At 68.5% G+C, this 24,048-nt stretch carries 19 protein-coding genes and 1 tRNA gene; 13 read left to right on the top strand and 7 right to left on the bottom strand.

The features are described 5' to 3' along the window. Positions 1-74, top strand: a 74-nt coding sequence (locus COA17_RS20175; RefSeq protein WP_217991017.1) for an ATP-binding protein, incomplete at its 5' end; no start/stop codon positions are given. 53 nt (positions 75-127) lie between these two features. Here the strand turns inward: COA17_RS20175 and COA17_RS15445 are convergent. After that, positions 128-568 (bottom strand): sigma factor, encoded by a 441-nt coding sequence (locus tag COA17_RS15445; RefSeq protein ID WP_096613679.1) that lies wholly within the window; start codon positions 566-568, stop codon positions 128-130. 208 nt (positions 569-776) lie between these two features. Here COA17_RS15445 and COA17_RS15450 point away from each other — a divergent pair, with 208 nt between their 5' ends. Both COA17_RS15450 and COA17_RS15455 read left to right on the top strand, forming a co-directional pair. Further along, positions 777-1,052, top strand: coding sequence for a BufA1 family periplasmic bufferin-type metallophore (locus COA17_RS15450; RefSeq protein ID WP_096613681.1), 276 nt, complete (start codon positions 777-779; stop codon positions 1,050-1,052). A 58-nt stretch (positions 1,053-1,110) separates the two neighbouring features. Continuing rightward, positions 1,111-1,557 (top strand): DoxX family protein, encoded by a 447-nt coding sequence (locus tag COA17_RS15455; RefSeq protein WP_096613683.1) that lies wholly within the window; start codon positions 1,111-1,113, stop codon positions 1,555-1,557. A gap of 374 nt (positions 1,558-1,931) precedes the next feature. Here the strand turns inward: COA17_RS15455 and COA17_RS15460 are convergent, their stop codons facing one another. From COA17_RS15460 to COA17_RS15470, 3 genes are all read right to left on the bottom strand, one after another. After that, complete coding sequence (locus tag COA17_RS15460; RefSeq protein WP_096613685.1) at positions 1,932-2,360, bottom strand: ester cyclase; 429 nt, start codon at positions 2,358-2,360, stop codon at positions 1,932-1,934. A gap of 62 nt (positions 2,361-2,422) precedes the next feature. Then, a complete protein-coding gene (locus COA17_RS15465; RefSeq protein ID WP_096613687.1) occupies positions 2,423-3,061 on the bottom strand; it encodes a TetR/AcrR family transcriptional regulator in 639 nt (212 codons plus the stop codon). A 65-nt stretch (positions 3,062-3,126) separates the two neighbouring features. Continuing rightward, positions 3,127-5,379, bottom strand: a complete 2,253-nt coding sequence (locus COA17_RS15470; protein WP_176484937.1) for a TonB-dependent receptor — start codon at positions 5,377-5,379, stop codon at positions 3,127-3,129. 213 nt (positions 5,380-5,592) lie between these two features. Between COA17_RS15470 and COA17_RS15475 the strand changes: the two genes are divergently transcribed. The 6 genes from COA17_RS15475 (at position 5,593) to COA17_RS15500 (ending at position 13,479) form a co-directional block, all read left to right on the top strand. Continuing rightward, positions 5,593-7,827: a beta-glucosidase gene (locus COA17_RS15475; protein ID WP_096613691.1), complete on the top strand. Its 2,235-nt coding sequence runs from the start codon at positions 5,593-5,595 to the stop codon at positions 7,825-7,827. 23 nt (positions 7,828-7,850) lie between these two features. Beyond that, entirely contained in the window at positions 7,851-8,762 is a 912-nt protein-coding gene (locus COA17_RS15480; RefSeq protein WP_176484938.1) for an alpha/beta hydrolase, read from the top strand. A 33-nt stretch (positions 8,763-8,795) separates the two neighbouring features. Then, positions 8,796-9,749, top strand: a complete 954-nt coding sequence (locus tag COA17_RS15485) for an alpha/beta hydrolase family protein (RefSeq protein ID WP_141397117.1) — start codon at positions 8,796-8,798, stop codon at positions 9,747-9,749. Between the two features lie 53 nt (positions 9,750-9,802). Beyond that, complete coding sequence (locus tag COA17_RS15490) at positions 9,803-10,189, top strand: hypothetical protein (RefSeq protein WP_066487388.1); 387 nt, start codon at positions 9,803-9,805, stop codon at positions 10,187-10,189. A gap of 11 nt (positions 10,190-10,200) precedes the next feature. Further along, positions 10,201-10,914 (top strand): SDR family NAD(P)-dependent oxidoreductase, encoded by a 714-nt coding sequence (locus tag COA17_RS15495; protein ID WP_066487390.1) that lies wholly within the window; start codon positions 10,201-10,203, stop codon positions 10,912-10,914. Between the two features lie 198 nt (positions 10,915-11,112). Continuing rightward, positions 11,113-13,479, top strand: coding sequence for a membrane-bound PQQ-dependent dehydrogenase, glucose/quinate/shikimate family (locus COA17_RS15500; RefSeq protein ID WP_096613697.1), 2,367 nt, complete (start codon positions 11,113-11,115; stop codon positions 13,477-13,479). 414 nt (positions 13,480-13,893) lie between these two features. On the opposite strand, the gene COA17_RS15505 is transcribed toward COA17_RS15500, so the two are convergent. Further along, positions 13,894-13,969, bottom strand: a tRNA-Thr gene (locus tag COA17_RS15505). 152 nt (positions 13,970-14,121) lie between these two features. Between COA17_RS15505 and COA17_RS15510 the strand changes: the two genes are divergently transcribed. Continuing rightward, entirely contained in the window at positions 14,122-15,357 is a 1,236-nt protein-coding gene (locus tag COA17_RS15510) for a PAS domain-containing protein (protein ID WP_096613794.1), read from the top strand. A gap of 65 nt (positions 15,358-15,422) precedes the next feature. After that, a complete protein-coding gene (locus COA17_RS15515) occupies positions 15,423-20,051 on the top strand; it encodes an NAD-glutamate dehydrogenase (RefSeq protein WP_096613699.1) in 4,629 nt (1,542 codons plus the stop codon). Positions 20,052-20,296: 245 nt separating this feature from the next. Here the strand turns inward: COA17_RS15515 and COA17_RS15520 are convergent, their stop codons facing one another. Next, a complete protein-coding gene (locus COA17_RS15520; protein ID WP_096613701.1) occupies positions 20,297-21,391 on the bottom strand; it encodes a DUF2332 domain-containing protein in 1,095 nt (364 codons plus the stop codon). A 63-nt stretch (positions 21,392-21,454) separates the two neighbouring features. Between COA17_RS15520 and hisG the strand changes: the two genes are divergently transcribed. Continuing rightward, positions 21,455-22,135, top strand: coding sequence for an ATP phosphoribosyltransferase (hisG, locus tag COA17_RS15525; protein ID WP_096613703.1), 681 nt, complete (start codon positions 21,455-21,457; stop codon positions 22,133-22,135). Continuing rightward, positions 22,132-23,427, top strand: coding sequence for a histidinol dehydrogenase (gene hisD, locus COA17_RS15530; RefSeq protein ID WP_096613705.1), 1,296 nt, complete (start codon positions 22,132-22,134; stop codon positions 23,425-23,427). Before hisG ends, hisD begins: the two co-directional genes overlap by 4 nt. 40 nt (positions 23,428-23,467) lie before the next feature. Here the strand turns inward: hisD and COA17_RS15535 are convergent, their stop codons facing one another. Then, positions 23,468-23,983, bottom strand: coding sequence for a YciE/YciF ferroxidase family protein (locus COA17_RS15535; RefSeq protein ID WP_096613706.1), 516 nt, complete (start codon positions 23,981-23,983; stop codon positions 23,468-23,470). Positions 23,984-24,048: the final 65 nt, after the last annotated feature.

A 24,048-nucleotide genomic window follows, 5' to 3' on the forward strand; every position in this document is an offset into this window, starting at 1 on the left:
TCGACCGCATTACCCACCACTGCGACATCGTCGAGACCGGCAACGACAGCTGGCGATTCAAGCACCGCAGCTGACGCGCGGGACCACCGGCAGAAGATGCTTCGCGCTGGTTGCGCCTCCGGTCGGGCTACGCCCGCCCTACGCCGCAACCAGCGCGAACGGCACGCCCGCCATACCCGTCACACCGCTCGACAAACGGGGTCCCTTTTGGACGCCGATAGGGGGTCCTTTTTGGACGCCGATTGACAGCTGCGGCGATCGCAGCCGCATCCTCGATTGGCGACAGGCGCGCGTGGCGGCGGAACTGGTCGACCATCTTGTAGCGCGCGATCGCGAACAGCCACGCGGTGAACGGGCGGTCCGGATCCCAGGTCGCCCGGCGGGTATGAACGGCCATCAGCGTTTCCTGCACCAGATCCTCGATATCGTCGTCGCCGCCGCGCACGCGCCGGCGATAGAAGCCGCGAAGCAGGGGCACGAGCGCGCGAAGCAGCGCGGCGTGCGCCCCCGCATCGCCGCTCAGGCCCGCGACCATCAGGTCCCGCAATGCCGCTTCGGTGGTCCCCATCCGTCCTCCTCGCCGCCTTGTTCGGGCGAGCGGGCCGCTTGGTTACAGATGGGCGCCCAACTTTCCCGCAGCAGCCGCTGTAACCGATGCGGCTGTCGCCGCGAATAGCCCGGCGTGACGTGGGGCCCCGCCTCCTTCCCCGTCACCGCGCGACCCGGCTTCTCTCTGCCGGGTCGCGTGACGAGGCGACCCATCGAAAGGATCCTGTATGTACGCCACCCCCGCCGCACTTGCCGCCACCATCGCCATCGCCGCCGCATCGCTCGCGGTTCCCGCCAACGCGCAGCAGAAGCCGGCGATGGAGAAATGCTATGGCGTCTCGCTCGCGGGCAAGAACGACTGCGCCGCCGGCGCAGGCACGAGCTGCGCGGGCACGTCGAAGGTCGATTATCAGGGCAACGCCTGGAAGCTGGTGAAGGCCGGCACCTGCACCGCGATCAAGACGCCCAAGGGCAAAGGTTCGCTGACCCCGATCAAGGCCTGATCGGCACGGGACCGGTGCGCTGCGGCGTGCCGGTCCTCTCCTTGTTGGAGGGACGACCATGCACGCCGTCAAACTCTATCGAAGCGGCTCGGCCGCCTTGCGAAGCGTGTTACCGGACGCGTTGCTGCTGCTGATCGCGCGACTGGCGATCGCCGCCATCTTCTTCCTGTCAGGGCGAACGAAGGTCGAGGGCCTGCTGACGATTACCGACGGCACCTATGAGCTGTTCCGTAGCGAATATGCGCTGCCGATCGTGTCGCCGGAGGTCGCCGCGATCGCGGCGACAGGTGCCGAGCATCTGTTTCCGATCCTGCTGGTCCTCGGCCTCGGCACCCGATTCGCCGCGCTGGCACTGATCGGAATGACGCTGGTCATCCAGCTTTTCGTCTATCCAGACGCTTGGCCGACGCATCTGACCTGGCTGGCGATCCTTCTGCCACTCGTCGCGCACGGTGGCGGTGACTGTGCCTTGGACCGGCTGATCGTTAGGTGCGCTTTGATCTGACGTCGTCTGGTGATGCCTGTCAGCGATGCTTCAGGTCCGCTCGCATCAGCGTTCGCTGAGAGCGGATTCGCAAACCCCTAACGGCAACGGCTCGAAGCGCGCTCGACCGGCCGATTACGATGCAAGCGTCGCGGATGGGCCGACAATTCCGTGCGGGGCTGGCTGCCGCGACAGGCCACGTGACTGCCGATGCTCAGCGATCTCGATCCGCGATAAGATGAACCAACGACCGGTTTCGGTGCGCCTGCCCGGGCACATGAGCGACTGGAAATGGGTCGAGGTAGCCGTGAAGCGACCAATCAGCTTGTACGAGATTCTGCGGTTTGCCGCACAGTAGCGATGTCAAAAGCTGCCAGTGGCCATGACGTTTGCCTTCAGCCGTTGTAAGGATCGCCCCTCTTCAGGTTCGCGATCACCGTCGAGAGCGTGTTGACGCCCCAATGCTCCGCATACCTGCCTTCCTCAACCCGCACGATGTCTATCACGTCGATGTGGATAGGCCTGCCCGTCGCCTCGACGCCGAGCAGCGAGCCTTCGTGCGTGCCCGAAATCGACTTGCGGGTTGTCACCTTGTCGCCCTCGGCGATCTGGTCGTGGATCGTGACGATCAGGCCTGCGATTGCGGGGCGGAGAACGTTCGCGAAGGTGTTCCACATGCTTTCGCCATCTGCCGGCGCGCCCGGCGGTGCGGAGCGATTGACGAAATCCGGCGCCATCAGTTCTTCGAATGCGGCGCGATCACCACGCTCGATCACGTCTTCATTGAAGCGGCGGACCACCGCTTTGACATCATGTATCGACATACCGACTCCTCACAACCTGACGAGCGATCCGGCGTACCGTCTGCGCCCGGCATTCGAAGCACTCAGCTCTGAGCGGGACGCAAGTCGACGAGCTCCTCCACCGTTCCGCTCGGTGCCGCACGCTCGAGGATATTGGTCAGAAGATCGACCGCATCGCGGATCTGTTCGGGCTTTTCAACGAACTCGCGTCCCAGCGAGAGACCCCGCATCGCCCAGACGACGAGACGGATCGCGGTCGTATCGTGCGTTGTCGCGCCCAATCGATCGAGGAAGGCCGTCGCCGCCAGCTGCTCGATCGCGGACTGCACCGGCTTGATCAGGGCGGCGAGTTCGGGATCGCTGCGAGAGGCCACGAAGATCTCCAGCACGGCGACGCCAGAGGGGCGCGAAAGAACTTCCCAAGAAATGCGTGGCCAGTCGGACACGCGCGAGCCGCTGCCCCATTCCTGTTGAAGCTCGCGATAAGCGACGACCTCCTGCTCGAACACCCAGCGCACGACCTCGGCGATGAACGCGGCGCGCGTCGCGAAGTGGTGCGTGATCGCGCCGCGGCTGACCCCCGCTTCGTCGGCGATCTCGGCGTTGCTCGCCCGCGTGTACCCCAGCCGGCTGATCGCGCGCACCGCGGCCCCGAACAGGGCCGTACGTGTCTCCGCGGTGCGCTGTTCCTGGGTCCGTCGCGGCGTTTTGGTGGCGCCCATCTTTGCTCCTGGCGTCCTGATGGCGGATCGGCCGCCCCCAGACAAGCCAGAAGCCACCGCGCGCGTCAGAAGCGCCACTCGAAGGCGCCGCCGATGCGACGAAAGGCGTTGTCGGGCAATGTCTGGACGTATTGACCGACCGAGAAGTTGCCTGGGAAGATGGCGGCGGCGTAACGCTTGTCGAAGAGGTTGCGCACGAAGATGCTGACGCGCGCGTGATCGCCGATGTCGCCGATCCCGACCGTCGCGTTGACCAGCGAATAGCCCTCCTGGATCGTGCTGGGATCGTTGATCGCGTAGTAGAAGCGGCTGCGATAGCGCCAGTCGGCGTTGACGAAGACCTTCAGGTCGCCACCGATCGGCTGGTCGACGTTCGCGGCGAGGCTGGTCGTCCACTTCGACGCGCCGACGAGCGGCCAGCCCGCGGCGTTGAAGCTGGGGCCGGGAAGGGAACAGCCCTGCGCCGCGGTCTGCCCGAAATAGCAGGCGACGTTATAGTCGCCATACTCGGTGTCGAGATAGGTGATGCCGCCGGACAGGCTGAAGCCGCGCGCCGGACGGACGACCGCCTCCGCCTCGACGCCGCGCGTCTTCAATGTGCTCGCGTTGCCGGTGCGGAAGCTGCCCAGGCCGCCATTGAGCGTGGGATCGAATACCTGTGCCTGGAAGTCGCGGAAATCATTGATAAAGCCGGCGATGTTCAGGCTGACGCGGCGATCGGCGAGGTCGAGCTTGGCACCGATCTCATAGGCGTCGACCGTCTCCGGATCGACCGCGAAGGCGATTCCGGCAGCCGAGCTGACCGCAGGGCCCTTATACCCGCGCGTATAGGTCGCGTAGAGGTTGGCGGTCGGGGCGAGCGCATATTCGATCCCGGCGCGGGCGGAAAAGCCGTCGGCGTCGCGGTTGGCGACCAGCGGCGATGCCAACGTCCCGATACAGCGCTGGCCCCCGCTCGACAGGAAGGTGACGAGGTTGCACACCCCCGGCTTTGCGGTGACCGTGGTGGTCGAATCGATCTCGTCGCGCGTGTACCGGCCACCGGCGATCAGGCGCAGCGACGAGGTCAGGTTGAAGGTAAGCTGCGCGAAGCCGGCGTAGCTCTTGGTGCCATAGTCGAAGTTCGACTGGCCGTTGATCGGCGAGAGGCGGAGGGCGGCGGAGGCGGGGAATACGCCGAACGTTCCCGCCTGCAGGATCTGCGCATCGATATGCTGGCGGAAGAAGTAGAGCCCGGCGGTGTAGTCGAGGAAGCCGCTGCCGTTGTTTGAGACGCGCAACTCCTGCGACAGCTGATAGGATTGCGAAGCGGCGATGTTGGTGTCGAAGAAGGCGACCGGGGTCTGATCGACGTCGTTGTTGGCGCGCGCGTTGAGGTCGCGATAGGCGGTGACCGAGGTGACCGTCAGCGGTCCGGCGTCGTAGCTGGCCGACAATTGCGCGCCGAGGCTGCGTTCGTCACGCCGCACGTCGGTACTGCCGATCGCAGTCCTGTTGTTGGTCGGCGAGGCGACGACGCCCAGCGCGGTGTTGCGCAGGACGACGAAATCGGGCGGCGCGAAGGGACGGAAGGCGGCGGGGATTGGCGTCGGATCGTTGCCGCCGAACTTGCGGATGGTCGAATAGGCCTCGACGCCGGAATTGTTCTGATAATCGACGATGGCGTAGAGCGAGAGCCGGTCGGTCGGTTCCCACAGCAGCTTGGCGCTGCCGAAATAGCGTCGCACCGGGTCGAGGCGTCCGGGACCGACCAACTGGGTCGACGTCTTCTGATATTGATAGCCGCCGCTGATGCGCATCGCCGCGTTCATGCCAAGCGGAAGATTGACGACCGCCTGCGCCTGCACCTGGTCCCGGCTACCCGCCTGGACGCGCCCGCTGCTGCCGAACGCGCCCAATTCCGGCTTGGCGGTGGCGATGGAGATCAGGCCGGCGGTGGTGTTCTTGCCGAACAACAGGCCCTGCGGCCCACGCAGCACCTCGACGCGCTCGACGTCCGCGAGCGAATTCAGCGGTACGTAGCGGGGCAGGGTGATGTTGACGTCGTCGACCGCGATGCCGACCGCCGACTCGATGCCATAGTCGAAGGAATTGGTCCCGACGCCGCGGATCGCAAAGTTGGGCACGCCGGGCGTGGCCGTGAAATTGAGGCTGGGCGCGCGTTGCGTGATGTCGGCGAGCTGGGTGGCGCCGGTCTCGCGGATCGATTGCCCGTTCACCACGGTGATAGCGATGGGCACGTCGCGCAGATATTCGGTGCGGCGCTGCGCCGTGACCACGATGTCACCGTCCGGCGCGGAGCCGGTATCGGCGGGCATCGCTTCGCTATCCGCTGTGGAAGAGGGCGTTGTCGTCTGCGCATGGGCGGTGCTCGCCAACGCCAGCAAACTCGAGCCGAAGAACGCTGCCACTGCCCGCATGATCGTCAATCCCCTCTCCGTCGCGCGGTCCCTGCCGCTTGACAACAAGCATCGTCTGTAGAAAACATACTGTCAAGCACGCACGTAAAAAGTATGCAGCCGGGAGGGGTGATGCCGCGAGGGGACTTGGGATCGATATTGCTGGCGGGCGGCCTTGCGCTGTGCGCGGGCGCGGCGGTCGCGCAGCAGCGGCCAGCGACGCCGTTGCGCGCAGGCGCCGGTGATGCCGCCTCGGCCGACGTCAGGGCCGACGAGATCGAGCGTCGCATGCGCCCGGAGGAGCGGACGGTGCTAACCCACGGACTGTGGGCGATCCCGCTCATCCCCAAGATTCGCATCCCGTCGGACGCCGTGCTGGGTGCGGGCTATATCGCAGGCATCCCGCGGCTCGGAGTTCCTGCGCTGCGCGAAACGGATGCCAGCCTCGGCGTCTCCTATATCGCCAATCTGCGGAACGACGGCGCGACCGCGATGCCGTCCGCGACGGCGATGGGATCAACCTGGAATCTCGATCTGATCCGCCGCGGTGGCGCGCTTATTGCCAGCGAGGCGCGCGCCAAGGGGTTTAACGTCTTGCTTGGCGGCGGGATCAACCTGATGCGCGACCCCCGCAACGGCCGCACCTTCGAATATTTCGGCGAGGACCCGCTGCATTCCGGGCTGCTCGGGGGTGCGGCGATCGAAGGCACCCAGTCGCAGCACGTCATGTCGACGGTGAAGCATTTCGCGCTCAACGCGCAGGAGACCGGACGGCACGCGGTGGATGGGCGGATCGCCGACGATGCGTTCCGCATGAGCGACCTGCTCGCGTTCGAACTGGCGATTGAGCGGGGCCAGCCCGGATCGGTCATGTGCGCCTACAATCGGGTCAACGGCGCGCCCGCCTGCGGCAGCGACTATCTGCTCAATCGCGTGCTCAAGGCCGATTGGCGATACTCCGGTTTCGTCATGTCGGACTGGGGCGCGGTCGACGCGGTCGAATTCGCATTGGCGGGCCTGGACCAACAATCGGGCGCACAGATCGACAAGCAGATCTTCTTCGCCAAGCCGCTGGCCGACGCCGCCGCGCGCGACCCTGCTTACGCTACGCGGCTGGCGGACATGAATCGGCGCATTCTGCGCTCGATCTTTGCGGTCGGGCTTGATGCATACCCCCCGGTCAAGGCGCCGATCGATTTCGCCGTCAACGGGGCGGTTGCGCGCGCTGTCGCGGACCAAGGCATCGTGCTGCTGCGCAATCGCGGCGGCTTGTTGCCACTGTCGAAGGACGTGCGCTCGATCGTGGTGATCGGCGGCTATGCCGACGCTGGCGTTCTGTCCGGCGGCGGCTCGACCCAGGTCCAACCGGAGGGCGGACCGTCGGTGTCGCTGCCGATGGGCGGCGAAGGCCTGCTCGCCAAGTACAACAACCAAACCTATCACGGCACCGCGCCGCTGGCCGCGATCCGGGCGCTGGCGCCGAAAGCGAAGGTCACGTTCGTCGATGGCCGCTACCCTGCCGAGGCGGCGGCGCAGGCGAAGGCGGCCGACGTCGCCATCGTATTCGCGACGCAATGGATGGCCGAAGGGTCGGATGTCCCCGACCTGTCGCTGCCCGGTGGCCAGGATACGCTGATCGCGGCGGTCGCCGCCGCCAACCCGAAGTCCATCGTCGTGCTTGAGACGGGCGGGCCGGTCCTGATGCCATGGCTCGACCGCACCGGCGCCGTGCTGGAAGCGTGGTACGGCGGTGTTCGCGGCGGCGATGCGATCGCGGCGACGCTGTTCGGCGACGTCAATCCGTCCGGCCGGCTGCCGGTCACCTTTCCGGCTGCGGTCGACCAATTGCCGCGCCCCGCGCTGCCCTATGCCGGCATGATCGACCGCGAATTTGCTGCCGGTCTGGCGGCGGGCAAGAGCTACCCGATCGACTATGACATCGAGGGCGCCGACGTCGGCTATCGCTGGTTCGCGCGCAAGTCGCTGACGCCCTTGTTCCCTTTCGGCTTCGGCCTCAGCTATACCCGCTTCGATCACGGCCCGGTCAGGATCGCAGGCGGCGCACAGCCGCGCGCCAGCGTGACGGTCCGCAACGCCGGTGCGCGCGCCGGCAGCGAGGTAGTGCAGCTCTACCTTGTCTCGACGCCGGCCGGCGCGACGCGCCGGCTCGCGGGCTTCGCCAAGCTGGCGGTCGAGCCCGGCGCGACGGCAACGGCGACGATCCCGATCGAGCCCCGCGTCGTGGCACAGAGCAGGGATGGACGCTGGACCATGCCTGCCGGGCGCTATGGCTTCGCCCTCGGTCGGTCGGCAACAGATCTGGGACCAACCGTCACCATCACCTTGCCGGCGCGGCAATGGCGCTGAACCCAGGAAAAAGGGCGTTCCCGATGACGTCGATACGATCCATCCTCGCCACCTGGGCGCTGGCGGTTCCAGCCGCCGCCACGGCGCAGTCGATCCCGGTCGCGCCCATGGCTGCCCCGCCCCAGGCCGGCGCGATCCCGCTGGGCACCGGCGGCGTGGCCGAGATGCCGCCTGAAAGCTGGTTCACCCTCGCCGGACGCCCGACCGTGCGCAACGTGGCCACCGCCACGCTGCTGCCGGTCCTGCCCGACAAGGCGAATGCAACGGGCGCAGCGGTGGTGATCGCGGCGGGCGGCGGGTTCGTGATGGAATCGATGGAGGCCGAGGCGATGAAGCCGGCGCGATGGCTGGCGGATCATGGCATCGCCGCCTTCGTCCTCAAATACCGGCTCGATCCGACTCCCGCCCCGATGGAGGCATTCAAGCAGGCGGCACTCGCCCGCTTCGCCGCCGCGGCGGCGGCAGGGGCAAAGGGCGGCGCGAGCGTGGCGGCTCCGCCCGCGGCGCTGGCGGACGCCCAGGCGGCGATGCGGCTGGTGCGCGCGCAGACGACGCGATGGGGCGTCGATCCGCGACGCGTGGCGTACATGGGCTTCTCCGCAGGCGCGATCATGGGCATCGATTTGGTGAAGGCCGCCGCGCCGGGCACCACACCCGACCTGTTCGCGGCCATCTATCCGGCCATGGCGCCGACGCCGGTGCCGGCGGGGGCGCCTCCTCTGTTTGTGGCCGTGGCGAGCGACGACGAGCTGTTCGGCAAGCAAGGCTATGGCCTTCCCGAAAGCTGGCGCCGTGCCGGAGGCGCGGTCGAACTGCACGTGTACGAGCGCGGCGGCCATGGCTTCGGCTTCGACGGCAAGCCGGGAACCACCAGCGCCGGCTGGAACGCGGCGCTGCTCGGCTGGCTCGGCGCGCATGGCTGGCTGACGAAATAGGCACAACACACACGAAGGAGACGGAGCGATGCGATGGGCGATCCTGGCATTGGCGGCGCTGTGGTCATCGGTGCCGCCGGCGGCGGCCGCATCCTATCGCGCAAGCGGGCCGATCGAGCGACGCTACGCCGCCGAGGGTCCTTGGGGCACCACCACGACCGTCTCGACCAGCGCGTGCGACCGGGAGAACAACGTCTGCGACATCTGGTATCCGACCCCTCTCGGTTCGAATCCGTTGACGGGGATGACGAGCGGCTTCCGCCATCCGGTGGTGGTCTTCGCGAATGGTACGGCCGAACAGGTGCCGACCCAAAGAACGCCTATTTCCTTCGACACCTGGCCAGTTGGGGCTTCATCGTCATTCGCTCCCGCGATGGATCCACCGGGCAAGGCGACACCGTCATCGATGCGACCAACCATCTGCTTGATCTGTCCCGGAACCCGTCCTCCGTCTTCTACGGCAAGGTCGATGCCGGGAAGATCGGGCTGGCGGGCCATTCGCAGGGCGCGGCGACTGCGGCCCGGCTGTTCTCGCGCAATTCCTTGCTCTTCAAAACCTACGTACCGATCGCGACGCCGTTGCGCGCCGTGTGCGTCGTCGCGGATTGCACGATCGATCTTGGTGCGCTGCCAAAGGTGACAAGCGGCTCGATCTTCTACGTTGGCGGCGATCTCGACGTGGTCTCCAGCTTGCCGACCAATGTTGGCTATTATCTGCCGACCGCCAATGGCGTGGACAAGGTGATGGGCATGATCGCGCTCGGCGGCCACACCGAGATCGAGGGCAGTCCGGACTGCGCGAGCGGCGGCGTTCCGGCTTCCTGCAACCTGGGCGTCTACCCCCTGCTCGGCTATCCGACCGCCTGGTTCATGTGGAAGCTGCAAGGCGTCGAAGACGGTCCGGCCGCCTTTGCCGAGGACGGTGAGCTGGCGACGAACGCGCCCGGATGGCTGGGTGTGCTCAGCAACGTGCGTCGCCGGCCCTGAGTCGCGGAAAGATCATGGGTCGAGCAGCGTGGGTCGTTCCTTGTGTTGTCGGCATGCTCGCGGCTGCCGTGCTGCTCGGTCCGTCAAGGCTCGAGCGCTCGCCGTCTCTGGAGCCCTCGCAAAACGCGGTCCGCGTCGTGACGGCAGGCCGGGAGTTGACGGCGCCGTCGCACGAACAGGTCCGGTCGACGACCCCCGCGGTCGATCCGGACCCCGACTGGGCTGGACCCGAGCGCGACGCCGTCCTCCGAGCACTCGCCCTAACCAAGGACGCGCGTGTGCGTGACGTGACGCCCTTCGCGCAGACCCTGTGCGGACAGGTGCAGGCTTCCCCCGGACAGGCATTCCGACGCTTCGCCTACGCGCGAACCGCCCGCCTCGGGGCGCTGGACGATGGCGGGGCCGAGTTCGCCCGAACCTTTGCCGATCTTTGCCGATAGGAGCTTGACCGATGACAGACACGAATATCGCAAGCCGGCGCACGCTTCTCCTCATCGGCGCTTCCCGCGGTCTGGGCGAGGCGATGGCGGTGGCGTTCGTTGAGAAGGGCTGGCATGTAATCGGCACCGTTCGTGGCAATGGGCCGACCACTCTCGACGATCTCGCCCAGCGTCATGGCGACCAAGTCCGCATCGAGCACCTGGACATCACCGACCTGGCGCAGATCGCTGCACTTCGTGGCCGCCTATTCGGCACGAGCGTCGACATGCTGTTTGTCAACGCCGGCACCGCCAACAGCAACCAAGACGAAACCATCGCGGAAACCTCGACCGAGGAGTTCGTTCGCGTGATGGTGACCAATGCGCTCGGCGTGATGCGAACCGTTGAGGGGCTGCAGGATGTGGTTCGCGAAGACGGACTGATCGGCGTCATGTCGTCGGGCCAGGGCAGCATCGCCAACAACGAGAAGGGCGGTCACGAGGTTTACCGCGGCAGCAAGGCGGCCTTGAACCAATATATGCGCAGCTATGCCGCTCGCCACGCGGAGACGCGGCGCGCGCTGGTGCTAATGGCGCCGGGCTGGATCAGGACCGATCTCGGCGGCGACAAGGCGCCTCTCAATGTCGAAGACGCCATTCCCGAACTGGTCGACACCCTCCTCGCGCAGCTGGGGACTGCCGGCTTGCGCTTCATCGATCGTCACGGGGCAACGGTGCCCTGGTGACGACAGCGGGGTTGAAGCGCTTCACCCCTCGCTGAGATGAACGAACGGTGGGTTCTCGGCAGCAACGGCCAACCGCCGAATGTCGCTTCATGGGTCGTCTTGATGCGCAGTCGAATGATGATTGCCGGTTCGTGGCCACTCAGGCGACTTTCTGGCGCGGTTGGCGTTGAGCAGCCGTAGGCGCCGGGAGAACGGGTGATGAAACGGTTGTTGGTCCGGGGCCTGGCTTGGTTCGTCGCCATTCTCGGCGGCTTCTTCACGGTGGCGGGCGGCGTGCTCGCATTGATCGGCGGTTCGCCCTATTACGTCATTGCCGGGCTCGCGATGATCGCGAGCGGGGCGTTGATCGGTCGCCGCAATCCGCTGGGGCGCTGGCTGTTCGTCGCGATCTGGGTCGGCACCCTTATTTGGTCGCTGTGGGAGGTTGGTCTCGACGGCCTGCAGCTTGTGCCGCGCCTGGTCGCGCCGACCGTGCTGCTGGTGCTCGTGCTGCTGACCGGCTGGCGATCGCGGTCCTGGCGCTCACATACCCGTGCTGCGCCCGCCGTCGCGGTGGCGATCGTCGCGCTCGGTATCGGCGGCCTCTTCCTCCACGGAGACGCGGTCACGGCGCAGAAAGCGCCTGGCGCCGCCACACTGCCCGCCGCTCCGACCGGAGAGGCGGATGCGGACTGGCGCGACTATGGCGGCACCTTGGCGGGGCGCCGCTATTCCGCTCTAGCCGACATCACCCCGCAGAACGTCGGCCGGCTGGAGCTTGCCTGGACGCAGCGGACCGGCGATCTGCCGGTTGCGGCCGAGACGAAGGAACACAAGCGCGAATATCACTCGGAAGCGACGCCCATCCACATCGGCGACACGCTCTATACCTGCACACCGCATTCTTTCGTTCAGGCGATCGACGCGACGACCGGCCGCACCAAGTGGAGCTGGCACGAAGAAGCGCCGGTCCAAGGTAACAATTACCTGGTCTGCAGAGGCGTCACTTATTTCGAGGCGCCGTCCGGCACGCCGTGTCCGCGGCGCATCTTCGCGCCGACCTTCAATGCGCGTCTGGTGGCGCTGGATGCCGACACGGGGCGGCCGTGCCCCAGCTTTGCCAACGGCGGCGCGATCAACCTGCGCGCGAACATGGGCACGTCCAAGCCTTCGGACCAGATCGGCACGACCCCGCCGGTGGTCGTCAACAACCGCCTCATCATCGGCGAACGCATCATCGACAACGTCAACCGCGACATCCCGTCTGGCGTCGTGCGAGCCTATGATCCCATCTCGGGCGCGCCGGTCTGGGCGTGGGACGTGGGCCGCTCGCCGGATGCGATCAAGCCGCTGCCGGCGGGCCAGACCTATACGCGCGGCACGCCCAACGTTTGGGGCGCGATCACCGCGGATGCGGCGAACGGCCTCGTCTATCTTGGGACGGGAAACGCCTCGCCCGATTATTGGATCGGCTATCGCCGGCCGTTCGACGATCGCTTCGGGTCGTCGATCGTCGCACTCGAGATCGCAACCGGCAAGCTGCGCTGGACGAGGCAATTGGTCCATCGCGACATGTGGGACATGGACCTGCCGATCGGTCCGTCATTGTTCGACTATCGCGCGCCCAATGGTCGGATGATCCCCGCGCTCATCCAGACGACAAAGATGGGGCAGGTGTTCTTCTTGAACCGTCTGACCGGTGCTCCGATCGCCGCGATCGCGGAACGGCCAGTTCGTACCGACGGCGCCACACCCGGCGTACGCGTGTCGCCGACGCAGCCCTTCTCGACCGGGATGCCGAGCTTCACCCCAGCCGCGCCGACCGAAGTCGCCACCTGGGGCGCGACGCCGATCGACCAATTGTTCTGCCGCATCGACATCCGGCGTGCGCAGGGGACCGGCATCTACCAGCCGATGGGGCTGAAGCCGATCATCGGCCACCCGGCCTTCGATGGCGTCACCGACTGGGGTGGCGCCGCGGTCGATCCCGTACGCGGCGTGATGACGGTCAACACGATGGAGATGCCGTTCAAGCTGTGGCTGATGCGCCGCGACGACCCCCGCGTCGCACCCATGATGAAGCAGAAGAAGGGCGGCGAGAATGCCATGCAGGCCCAACTCCAGACGCAATACAACACCCCGTATGTCGCGGTGGTCAAGGCGTGGGTTGGGATCTTCGGCGCGCCGTGCGTCGCGCCTCCTTGGGGACATCTGACCGCGGTCGATCTGGGGACCCGCCGCGTGCTGTGGAAGAAGGTGCTGGGCACCGCGCGCGACACCGGGTTGTTCGGCTCGCATCTGGGCGTGCCGATCAAGACCGGCGTGCCCAACCTGGGCGGGTCGATCATCACCGCGGGTGGGCTGGCCTTCATCGGCGCCACCACGGATCAGTATCTGCGCGCCTTCGACCTCAACACAGGCGAGGTCGTGTGGAAGGCCCGCCTGCCCGCCGGCGCTCAGGCGACGCCGATGACCTATCGCGGACGCGACGGGCGGCAGTATGTCGTTATCACGGCCGGCGGCCACGGCGCTCTCGGCACGCGCTACGGCGACTACACCCTGGCGTTTGCCCTGCCCAAAGCCTGACCATCGAGCGCGGAACGCGATGGGCCGGACGTGCATCCACGCACCTGAAATTCTCCCGCCGCCATCTTCGGGGGATCACCGCGGCCTGTGCGGGCGCCGCGTTCGCGCGCGAATGCGCGAAAACCGGTCTGCCCTTGCTGCCGCGGCGGCACGGATAGATACGCTAGAGACACAACGTGCTCGTGGATCGCGGCGGATCGCCGCGAACACCGTCGCACGGTTCGGCAAGTTTTTGTCGGAGAGACAGCGCGACGACATCCGGCCCTACGCGCGGCCTATCTGCGAATGCTGGTGTCGGAGGTCACCGTCTGGAAAGGCGAAATTAGAATCTCAGGCTCGAAGGCTGCACTGGAACCGGCGTCACCAATCGTGTCCCGCGTCTGGAAGGGACGGTGCCCATCGTTAGACCGGGAATGGTGCCGCTTACAGGACTCGAACCTGTGACCCCATCATTACGAATGATGTGCTCTACCAGCTGAGCTAAAGCGGCCAACGAACCGCCCGGGGGCGTCGTGGAGGGCGCGCTTAACAGGTGATCGGGAGGCTGGCAAGCGTCGTGCGCCTTTACGCCGCGTTTACTATGCGCGGTGCACATGTCGGTCTGGACAGGGCAATCGGATGCCCTCCACCGGGACGACGACGATGGACACCGCGCGCGGCTATGACGATCCCCGCCACGACGATGGCGAGCCGACCCATGGCGGGGTGGGCGAGGCGGAGCTGGCGATCGGCGGCGACGAGCGCCGCATGCACGTGCGCGCCTACAACCATTGGGTGTCGCTGCTGCGCGACCGGCCCTATCCCGCGATCGCGGATCTGGAGCCGGAGAGCATCGCCGATTTCGGGCCGAACAGCGTGCTGCTCGATTTCAGCGGCGGGCTCGACAATCCCTCGATCCAGTTCATCGGCAAGGCGCTGCGCGACGAATGCGGGGTCGACGGGCCGCTGGCGCGGATCAGCGACGTGCCCGCGCGCTCGCTGCTGTCGCGGCTGACCGACCATTATCTGCAGATCATCGCCAATCGCGCGCCGATCGGGTTCGAGGCGGAGTTCATCGGCGCGCGCGGGCACACGACACTGTACCGCGGCATCCTGATGCCCTTTTCCTCGGATGCGGAAACGATCGACTTCATCTACGGCGTCATCAACTGGCGCGAGATGATCGCCGCCGACGATCAGGCCGCGCTGGATGCCGAACTGGCCGCCGCGGTGCGCGGGCCGCGCCACGACCCGGTGCCCGCGCCGTCGCGCGCCTGGGCCGACGGGCCGAGCGCGGGAACGCAGGACGAAGGCGAGGCGACCGATTCGCTCGACGACCGGCTGGCCGCCGCGCGCGACAGCGCCGCCTCCGCGCGCGCCGCCGCGACGCGCAGCCATGCCGCCTTGTACCGGGCGCTGGGCCGCGCGCACGATTTCGCGCTCGCCGCCGCGCAGGACGGCGAGCGGCTGGCCGCGATGCTGGAAGATGCCGGGATCAAGGCACAGCCGCGCGCGCCGATGACCGCCATCGCCAAGCTGGTGTTCGGCGCCGATCACGACAAGACGCGGCTGACCGAGGTCGCGACCGTGCTTTCCTATGCCCAGCGGATCGGCGTGCCCGAAGGCGGGCTGGCGCGCGTGCTGGAAGCGGCCGAGGGCGGGATCAAGGGCATTGTCGCCGACGAACGCGCCGCGCGCCGCCCCGCCCCCGCCCCGCGCCAGCCCGCCGCGCCGCTGGCGGAGCGCGCGACGCTGGCCGAGGTCGCGATCGATTGCGGGCTGGAGGACGGCGCGCCCGTCGTGCTGCTGGGCCGCGTCACCGCGGGCGGCATCGCGGTGGTCGGCACGATCGCGGACGATGCGAAGCTGGCCGACCGGGTGCTGCGCCGGCTCGGCTGACGCGATGTAATATTGCGGTGCAGCAAGCCTTGAGCCGGTAGCGCGGCGGGCGCATAGCCCGCTTCATGGTCGAAAAGTCTCTCAAGATACTGTCGCGCGCGCTGGCGGAGCGGCTCACCCATCGCGCCCTGCCCGGCGAGCTGATCGGCTTCGGCGAGGACCAGCAGGCGGAGGCAGCCGAATTCCTGGCGCAGACCGCCGCCGAGCGCGCGCCCGGCACCCCCGCGATCGCGCTGGAGGCGTTGCCAGGCGACGGCACGCGGCGGCGGATGCGGCTGGCGATCGTCAACGACGACATGCCCTTCCTGGTCGATTCGGTCGCCGCGGCGATCGGCGACCGCGACATTGCGGTCGATCGCGTCATCCACCCGGTGATCCGCGTCACCCGCGACGCCGCCGGCCGGCTGACGGGGATCGAGGACGACGGCGGCGCGCACGAATCGATGATCTACATCGAGCTGGAGCGCGTCGACGCCAAGGACCGCCGCGCGCTGACCGAGGAGATCGAGCGGCTGCTGGCGGACGTGCGCGTCGCGGTGGCCGACTGGCGCGCGATGCAGGCGCGGCTGGCCGCCGATGCCGGGATGCTCGACGACACCGGCGGCGATGCGGAGGGGGCCAGCCTGCTGCGCTGGTTCCTGGACCGGCATTTCACGCTGCTGGGCCACGAACGCTGGCATGTCGACGGCCATGCCGATGCGGAAACGCCGCTGGGGATCATGCGCCACGACCATGCGGTGCCGATCCTGGCCGACCGCTCGCGCCGGCTGGCGATCGATTATTTCGTCGCGGGCAATGCCGCGCCGCTGCTGCTGAAGTCGAGCCTGATCTCCCCCGTCCACCGCCGCGTGCCGCTGGACCTGGTGGTGGTGCCGGTGCTGACCGGGGGCACGGTGACGGGCCTGTCGATCCACGCCGGACTGTGGACGTCTGCCGCGCTCAACGCGCCGCCGCGCAGCGTGCCGGTGCTGCGCCAGCGGCTGGCGGCGAGCGAGCAGAAGTTCGGCTTCGACCCGACCGGCCACACCGGCAAGGCGCTGACCCATGCCATCGCCACGCTGCCGCATGACGTGATGGTCGCGGTCGGCGCCGCGGCGATGGAGGAGCTGGCGCTCACCGCGATGAGCCTGGCCGACCGCCCGCGCCCCAAGCTGGTGCTCACCCCCTCCCCGCTCGGCCGGCACCTCTATGCCTTCGTGTGGCTGCCGCGTGACGAGCTGACCACCGCGCGCCGCACCGCCATCGCGCAGATGCTGGCGGAGGCCGCCAACGGCCAGCTGCTCAACTGGGCGACCAGCGTCGACGACGGGCGCATCGCGCTGGTCCGCTACACGATCGACCTGCGCGGCCCCGGCCGCCTGCCGGACGCCACCACGCTCGACGACCAGCTGGAGAAGATGGTGCGCGGCTGGGCGCCCTCGATCGAGGCGGCGCTGGCGGACGAGGTCGGGCCGGCGCGCGCCGCGCGGCTCGCGCTGCGCCACGCCGCCGCCTTCCCGGCGCGCTACCGCACCGGCGCCACCGCGGACGAGGCGGCGCGCGACATCGTCTCGATCGCGCAGCTGGAGGGCGATGCCGACCGCGAGGTGCGCTTCACCAGCGGCGGCGACGGGATGCTCCACCTCAAGGTGTATCGCCAGGGCGGCGCGCTCGCGCTGTCCGATGCGGTCCCCGCGCTGGAGCATTTCGGCTTCCGCGTGATCGAGGAGGTGCCGACATCGCTCAGCGACGAGGAACGCTCCTCGATCCACGATTTCACGCTGGAAACCGCGGCGGACATTCCCGCCGTGCTCGCCGCCGCCGACACGCTGCGCGAGGCGATCGCGCAGGTGCTGGAGGGCCGTGCCGAGGACGACCTGTTCAACCGCCTGATGCTGGACGCGGGGCTGGCCCCGTCGGCGGTGGTGCTGTTCCGCGCGTGGTTCCGCTACCTCCGGCAGGCGGGGATGAGCTACGGCATCGCCAATGTCGTCGACACGCTGGCGCGCAACCCGGCGGTGACGCAGGCGCTGGTCGACCGCTTCACCGCGCGCCACGATCCCGCCGCCACAGGCGATGCGGATGCCGCGGACGCCGCGATCGCCGCCGGGCTGGATGCGATCACCGGGATCGACGACGATCGCATCCTGCGCGCCTTCCGCGCGGTGATCGACGCGACGCTGCGCACCAATGCCTTCACCCCCGCCGCCGCGGAGGCGCTGGCGTTCAAGCTGGACAGCGCGAAGATTCCCGGCCTGCCCGCCCCGCTGCCGTGGCGCGAGATCTGGGTCTATTCGCCGCGCGTGGAGGGCATCCACCTGCGCGCCGGCCCGGTCGCGCGCGGCGGCCTGCGCTGGTCGGACCGGCGGGACGATTTCCGTACCGAGATCCTGGGCCTGATGAAGGCGCAGCGGGTGAAGAACGCGGTCATCGTCCCCACCGGCGCGAAGGGCGGCTTCTATGCCAAGCAGCTGCCCAGCCCGTCGAACCGCGACGCCTGGCTGGCGGAGGGGACGGAGGCGTATCGCATCTTCATCCGCACGCTGCTGTCGATCACCGACAATATCGTCGGCGGCAAGGTGGTGCACCCGGACGGCGTCGCGATCCACGACGGCGAGGATCCCTATTTCGTCGTCGCCGCGGACAAGGGCACCGCGACCTTCTCCGACGTCGCCAACGCGATCGCGCTCGAACGCGGCTTCTGGCTGGGCGACGCCTTCGCCTCGGGCGGGTCGCAGGGCTATGACCACAAGGCGATGGGCATCACCGCCAAGGGCGCGTGGGTGTCGGTCCAGCGCCACTTCGCCGAACGCGGGGTGGATGTGCAGACCCAGCCGATCCGCGTCGTCGGCTGCGGCGACATGTCGGGCGACGTGTTCGGCAACGGGATGCTGCTGTCGAAGGCGATCAGGCTGGTCGCCGCGTTCGACCACCGCCACATCTTCCTCGATCCCGCGCCCGATGCGGCGACCAGCTGGGACGAGCGCGCGCGGCTGTTCGCGCTGCCGCGCTCCAGCTGGCTCGATTACGATCGCTCGCTGATCTCGCCCGGCGGCGGGGTGTTCGCGCGCGACATGAAGTCGATCCCGCTCTCGCCGGAGATCAGGGCCGCGCTCGACATCCAGGCCGAGGCGCTGGAACCGACGCAGCTGATCGCCGCGATCCTCAAAAGCCCGGTCGACCTGATCTGGTTCGGCGGCATCGGCACCTATGTGAAGGCGGCGGCGGAAAACAACGCCACCGTCGGCGATCCCGCCAACGACCGCCTGCGCGTCGATGCCGAGGATCTGCGCGCGGTCGCCATCGGCGAGGGCGCGAACCTCGGCGTCACCCAGGCGGCGCGCATCGCCTTCGCCGCCGCCGGGGGCCGGATCAACACCGACTTCATCGACAATTCGGCCGGCGTCGATTGTTCGGACAATGAGGTCAACATCAAGATCGCGCTCAACCGCGAGATGATCGAAGGGCGCCTCGCGTTCGAGGATCGCAACGCGCTGCTCGGCAGCATGACCGACGATGTCGCGCATCTGGTGCTGGAGGATAACCGGCTCCAGACGCTGGCGCTGTCGATCGCCGAGCGCGACGGCGCGCAGGGGCTGCCCAGCTACGTCCGCCTGATCGAGGTGTTCGAGGATGCCGGCCGGCTCGACCGCCGGGTCGAGGGGCTGGGCAGCAACGTCGACCTGTTGCGCCGCGTCGGCGACGGTCGCGGGCTGACCCGCCCCGAACTGGCGGTGCTGCTGGCGACCGCGAAGCTGGCGTTGCAGGACGAACTGGAACGCTCGCCGCTGGGCAGCGACCCCGCGCTGCTCCCCGACCTGCATGCCGCCTTCCCCACCGCGATGCGCGAGCGCTTCGCCAAGGCGATCGACGACCACCGGCTGCGCGGCGAGATCGTCGCGACGAAGCTGGCCAACCGCATCGTCAACCGGATCGGCATCCTCCACCCGTTCGAACTGGCGGAGGAGGAAGGCGCCGCGCTGGCGGATATCGCCGCGATGTTCGTCGTCGTCGAACGCCAGTTCGGCCTTGCCGCGCTGTGGCAGGCGATCGAAACCGCCGCGATGCCCGAAAGCGGGCGGCTGGCGCTGTTCGATCAGGTCGCGGTCGCGGTGCGCTCGCACATCGCCGACCTGTTGCGCGCCACCATCTCGGGCACCGCGCCCTCCGACGCGCTGGATCGCCTGTCGAAGGGGGTGGCGCGGCTCGACGCCGCCGCCGACGAACTGCTGATGGACGAGGCGCGCGCCCACAGCCGCCGCATCGCCGACATGCTCGAACAGGCCGGCGCGCCGGCGGACCTCACCGCGCGCGTCGTGCGGTTGTTTCAGCTGGACGGCGCGATCGGGCTGGCGGACCTCGGCCATCGCACGAAGGTGGACGAAACCAAGCTGGCGCAGGCCTTCACCCGGCTGGGTCAGGCACTGGGGCTGGACTGGGCGCAGGGCGCGGCGATGCGCATCACCTCCAGCGATCCGTGGGAACGCCTGCTGATCGCCGGGCTGGCGCGCGATTTCCAGCAGCTGCGGCTCGACTTCCTGCACCGCGGCGGGAAGACCGATCCGCAGGAGCTGGTCGACCGCTGGCTGGCCGCCAATACCGCGCGCATCGGCCAGTTCCGCGCCGTCATCGACCGCGCCCGCAACGCCGCCGCCCCCAACGCCGCGATGCTCGCCCAGATCGCCGGCCAGGCGCGCGTCCTGCTGGGGCGGTGACACGATCGGGGCGGGGTAGCCCGAGCCACCCCGCCCCGATGGTCGTCCCGCCACACACGTCATCCCCCGCCGCGCACGTCATCCCGGCGAAGGCCGGGATCTCCCACCGCTCCTGCCCCCGCCCCACCCGGTCACCGAAAGGCCCCAGCCTGCGCCGGGGCGACGCGCGTGGCCGGCGACTGTACCGGCCGTAAGCGCGCGCCGCCGCGTCTCGACGCACCGTTCAAGACGCCCGCCCCGCGCCCTCACTCATACGCCCCGCGTCGCATCACATAATCGCGCGTCTCATACGGCGGTGCCAATCCCTCCACCCACGCGCCATGCGCATGGGTCAGCGCGACCAGCTGCATCGCCGCGTCGGATGGCCAGCATTGCACGCGCACCTCATGCCGGTGGAGGTCGCGGTTCGGCTCCATCATCACCCACGCCAGCGGGCGCTCGGCGGTCGCCCGCGCGCCTGCCGCGGCCATCGCCGCGCGGATGCGGTCGCGCCCGGCCGCGGGCAGATATTGCCACACCACCGAATGCATCAGAACGCGTGTCACCCCGGCGTCCTGCGGCTCGACCAGCCGCGCCTCGACCCAGTCGGGCGCATCGCCCTGCACCAGGTCGACACCGCCCGCACGCACCATCGCGATCGCGGTCGCCAGCCGCGCCTGTCGCTCGGCGGCATCGGCCCAGACATAGGCCTCCAGTCGCTCCGCCGCGCGCGGATCGGCGATATCGACCGGCGCGATGTCCACGCCCCGCGCGCGCGTGACCGCGACCGGCACCGCCGGCGGCGGCGGGCCGCGCCACTCGGGGCGGATCTTCAGCGGCGAATCCGCCGGCCCGGCCATCACCCCGCCCAGGTCGAAGCGCATCCGCCCGATCAGCAGGTTCAGCCCCGCGCTCGATCCGATCTCGATCACCTCGATCCGCGGACCCATCGTGGCGGCGACGTGGAGCAGCCCCGTCATCAGCCCGGCGGAGCGCGCCGCCTCGTTGGTCTGCGGCGGTCCGTCGAGCCACGGCAGCAAATCCGCGTCATATCGTGCCACGATGCGCGCGATGACCGCGTCCGTCCGCGCCGAATCCAACGCATCGGGCGCGAACAACCGCGCCAGATCGTCGTCGCCACCGCGCCGGAACAGCGCATGGACCCCGCCGATCAGCCGCAGAACCACCGCATCCGCCACCGGTTCGCCCTTCCAGTCGAGCACGCGAACGCCCGTTTTCGTTGTCCGGTCGAGCGTTTTACCCAGCGCGCGGCTGATCCGTGCGGTGATCGGCGCGGCCATCGCGTCGCAATATTGCGCCTGCACCTCGAATGCTGCGCGGTTTTCGGCTTCTCCGGCCATGCGCTTCCTCCTCGTTCAACGCATCATTGCGCGCTGTTTCCCCCTTCCGTAAAGCGCCGGACCATGTCCCAGCCGTCGCCTTCGCCCTCTCCCATCGTCATCGCGGTGCCCAAGGGGCGCATCCTGGCCGAGGCGCTGCCGCTGCTCGCCGCCGCCGGGGTGGTGCCCGAACCCGCGTTCGGCGACGAAAAGAGCCGCGCGCTGCGCTTCCGCACGCAGGATCCGGGCATCGAACTGATCCGCGTACGCGCCTTCGACGTCGCCACCTTCGTCGCGCACGGCGCCGCGCAGCTCGGCATCGTCGGCTCCGACGTGCTCGCCGAATTCGACTATGCGGAGCTTTACGCCCCCGTCGACCTCGACATCGGTCATTGCCGGCTGTCGGTGGCGGAGCCGGCGGACCTGGCCGCCAGTAACGATCCGCGCGGGTGGAGCCATGTCCGCGTCGCCACCAAATATCCCCATGTGACAGCGGGTTACTTCGCGCGCCGCGGGGTGCAGGCGGAGTGCATCAAGCTCAACGGCGCGATGGAACTGGCGCCGACGCTGGGGCTGGCGACGCGGATCGTCGACCTCGTCTCGTCGGGCCGCACGCTCCAGGAAAACGGGCTGGTGGAAGTGGAACGGATCATGCAGGTGTCCGCGCGGCTGGTCGTCAACCGCGCCGCGATGAAGACACGCGCGCACGTCTTCCCGCTGGTGGAGGCGTTCCGCGCCGCGGTCGACCGGGCACGCGCGGCATGATCCGCCTCGACACCACCGACGCCGATTTCGCCACCCGCTTCGACGCCCTGGTCGACGCCCGCCGCGAAACCGCCGTCGACGTCGCCCGCGACGTCGCCACGATCATCCGCGCCGTCCGCGACGACGGCGACGCGGCACTGCACGCCTTCACGCAGAAGCTCGACCGCCACGACCTGAACGACACCGGCTGGCGGATCGACGCCGCCGCCTGCGCCACGGCGTTCGCTGGGCTGGAGCCGGAACTGCGCACGGCGCTGGAGCTCGCCGCCGCGCGCATCCGCGCCTATCATGAGAAGCAGCGGCCGGAGGATACCACCTTCACCGACGCCGCCGGCGTGCGGCTGGGCGCGCGGTGGCGCGCGGTCGATGCGGCGGGGATCTATGTCCCCGGCGGCCGCGCCGCCTATCCCTCCACGCTGCTGATGAATGCGATCCCCGCGCGCGTCGCCGGGGTGGAGCGGCTGGTCGTCGTCACTCCCACCCCCGACGGCACCGTCAACCCGCTGGTGCTTGCCGCCGCGCATCTGGCGCAGGCGAACGAGGTGTGGCGGGTGGGCGGCGCGCAGGCGATCGCTGCGCTCGCCTACGGTACCGACCGGATCGCGCGCGTCGATGTCGTCACCGGCCCCGGCAACGCCTGGGTCGCGGAGGCCAAGCGGCAGGTCTATGGCGTCGTCGGAATCGACATGGTCGCCGGCCCCAGCGAGATCGTGGTCGTGGCGGACGGCGCCAACGACCCCGACTGGATCGCCGCCGACCTGCTCAGCCAAGCCGAACACGACACGACGACGCAGTCGATCCTGTTCACCGACGATGCCGGTTTCGCGACGCGCGTAGCCGATGCGGTGGCCGCAGAGCTGGAAACCCTGCCCACCGCCGCCGTGGCGCGCGTCGCGTGGGAAGACAACGGCGCGATCGTGATCGTTCCGACCTTGTCGGACGCGATACCATTGGTCGACCGGCTGGCACCCGAGCATGTCGAACTGGCGTGCGACGATCCGCAGGCGCTGTTCGACCGGTTGCGGCACGCCGGATCGGCGTTCCTGGGGCGGTTCACGCCAGAGGCGATCGGTGATTACGTCGCGGGGCCAAATCACGTCCTGCCGACCGGCCGACGTGCCCGGTTCGCCAGCGGACTTGGCGTCACCGATTTCATGAAGCGCACCAGCTTCCTGCATCTCGATGAAAGCGCGCTCAACGAACTCGGCCCGGCGACGATCGCGTTGGCGCAGGCCGAGGGGTTGCCGGCGCACGCGCGCTCGGTGGCGCTGCGCATCCGCACCAATCAGTGAAGCAGAAAGGGGCGCCCGATCAGGCGCCCCTTCCGGCCGGTCAGGCGGTGGCCAATTCCGCCGCGGCATTGGCCTTGCTTTCGGCCAGCGTCGTCAGCTTGTCGTCAGTGGCCTTTTCCTCCGCCAGCGTCTCCTCCAGCAGCCCGGCGACCTGCGTATGGCCCAGCTGGCGCGCCCAGGCGATCAGCGTGCCGTAGCGCGTGATCTCATAATGTTCGACCGCCTGCGCCGCCGCGATCAGCGCGGCGTCGAGCACCGCCTTGTCGGCGATTTCGCCCGCGACCTCATTGGCTTCCTTGATGATGCCGTCGATCGCGGGGCAGGTCACCGCCTTGGCCTTTTCGCCCAGCGCCTCGAACGCCTGCTCCAGCCGGGCGATCTGCCCGTCGGTTTCGCGCAGGTGCGTTTCGAAGCCCTGCTTCAGTTCGGGCGACGTCGCCTTGTCGATCATCTTGGGCAGCGCCTTGGTGATCTGGTTCTCCGCATAATAGATGTCCTGCAGCTGGTGCAGGAACAGGTCGTGGAGCGTTTCGATATCCTTGGTGAACAGTCCCATGTCTGCTCTCCTCTTCTATCCGATGGTCATGCGATGGCGCCCGCGATGGCGGACCGTGAACGAAC

The sequence above is a fragment of the Sphingomonas ginsenosidimutans genome, from assembly GCF_002374835.1.
GTDB lineage: Bacteria > Pseudomonadota > Alphaproteobacteria > Sphingomonadales > Sphingomonadaceae > Sphingomonas > Sphingomonas ginsenosidimutans.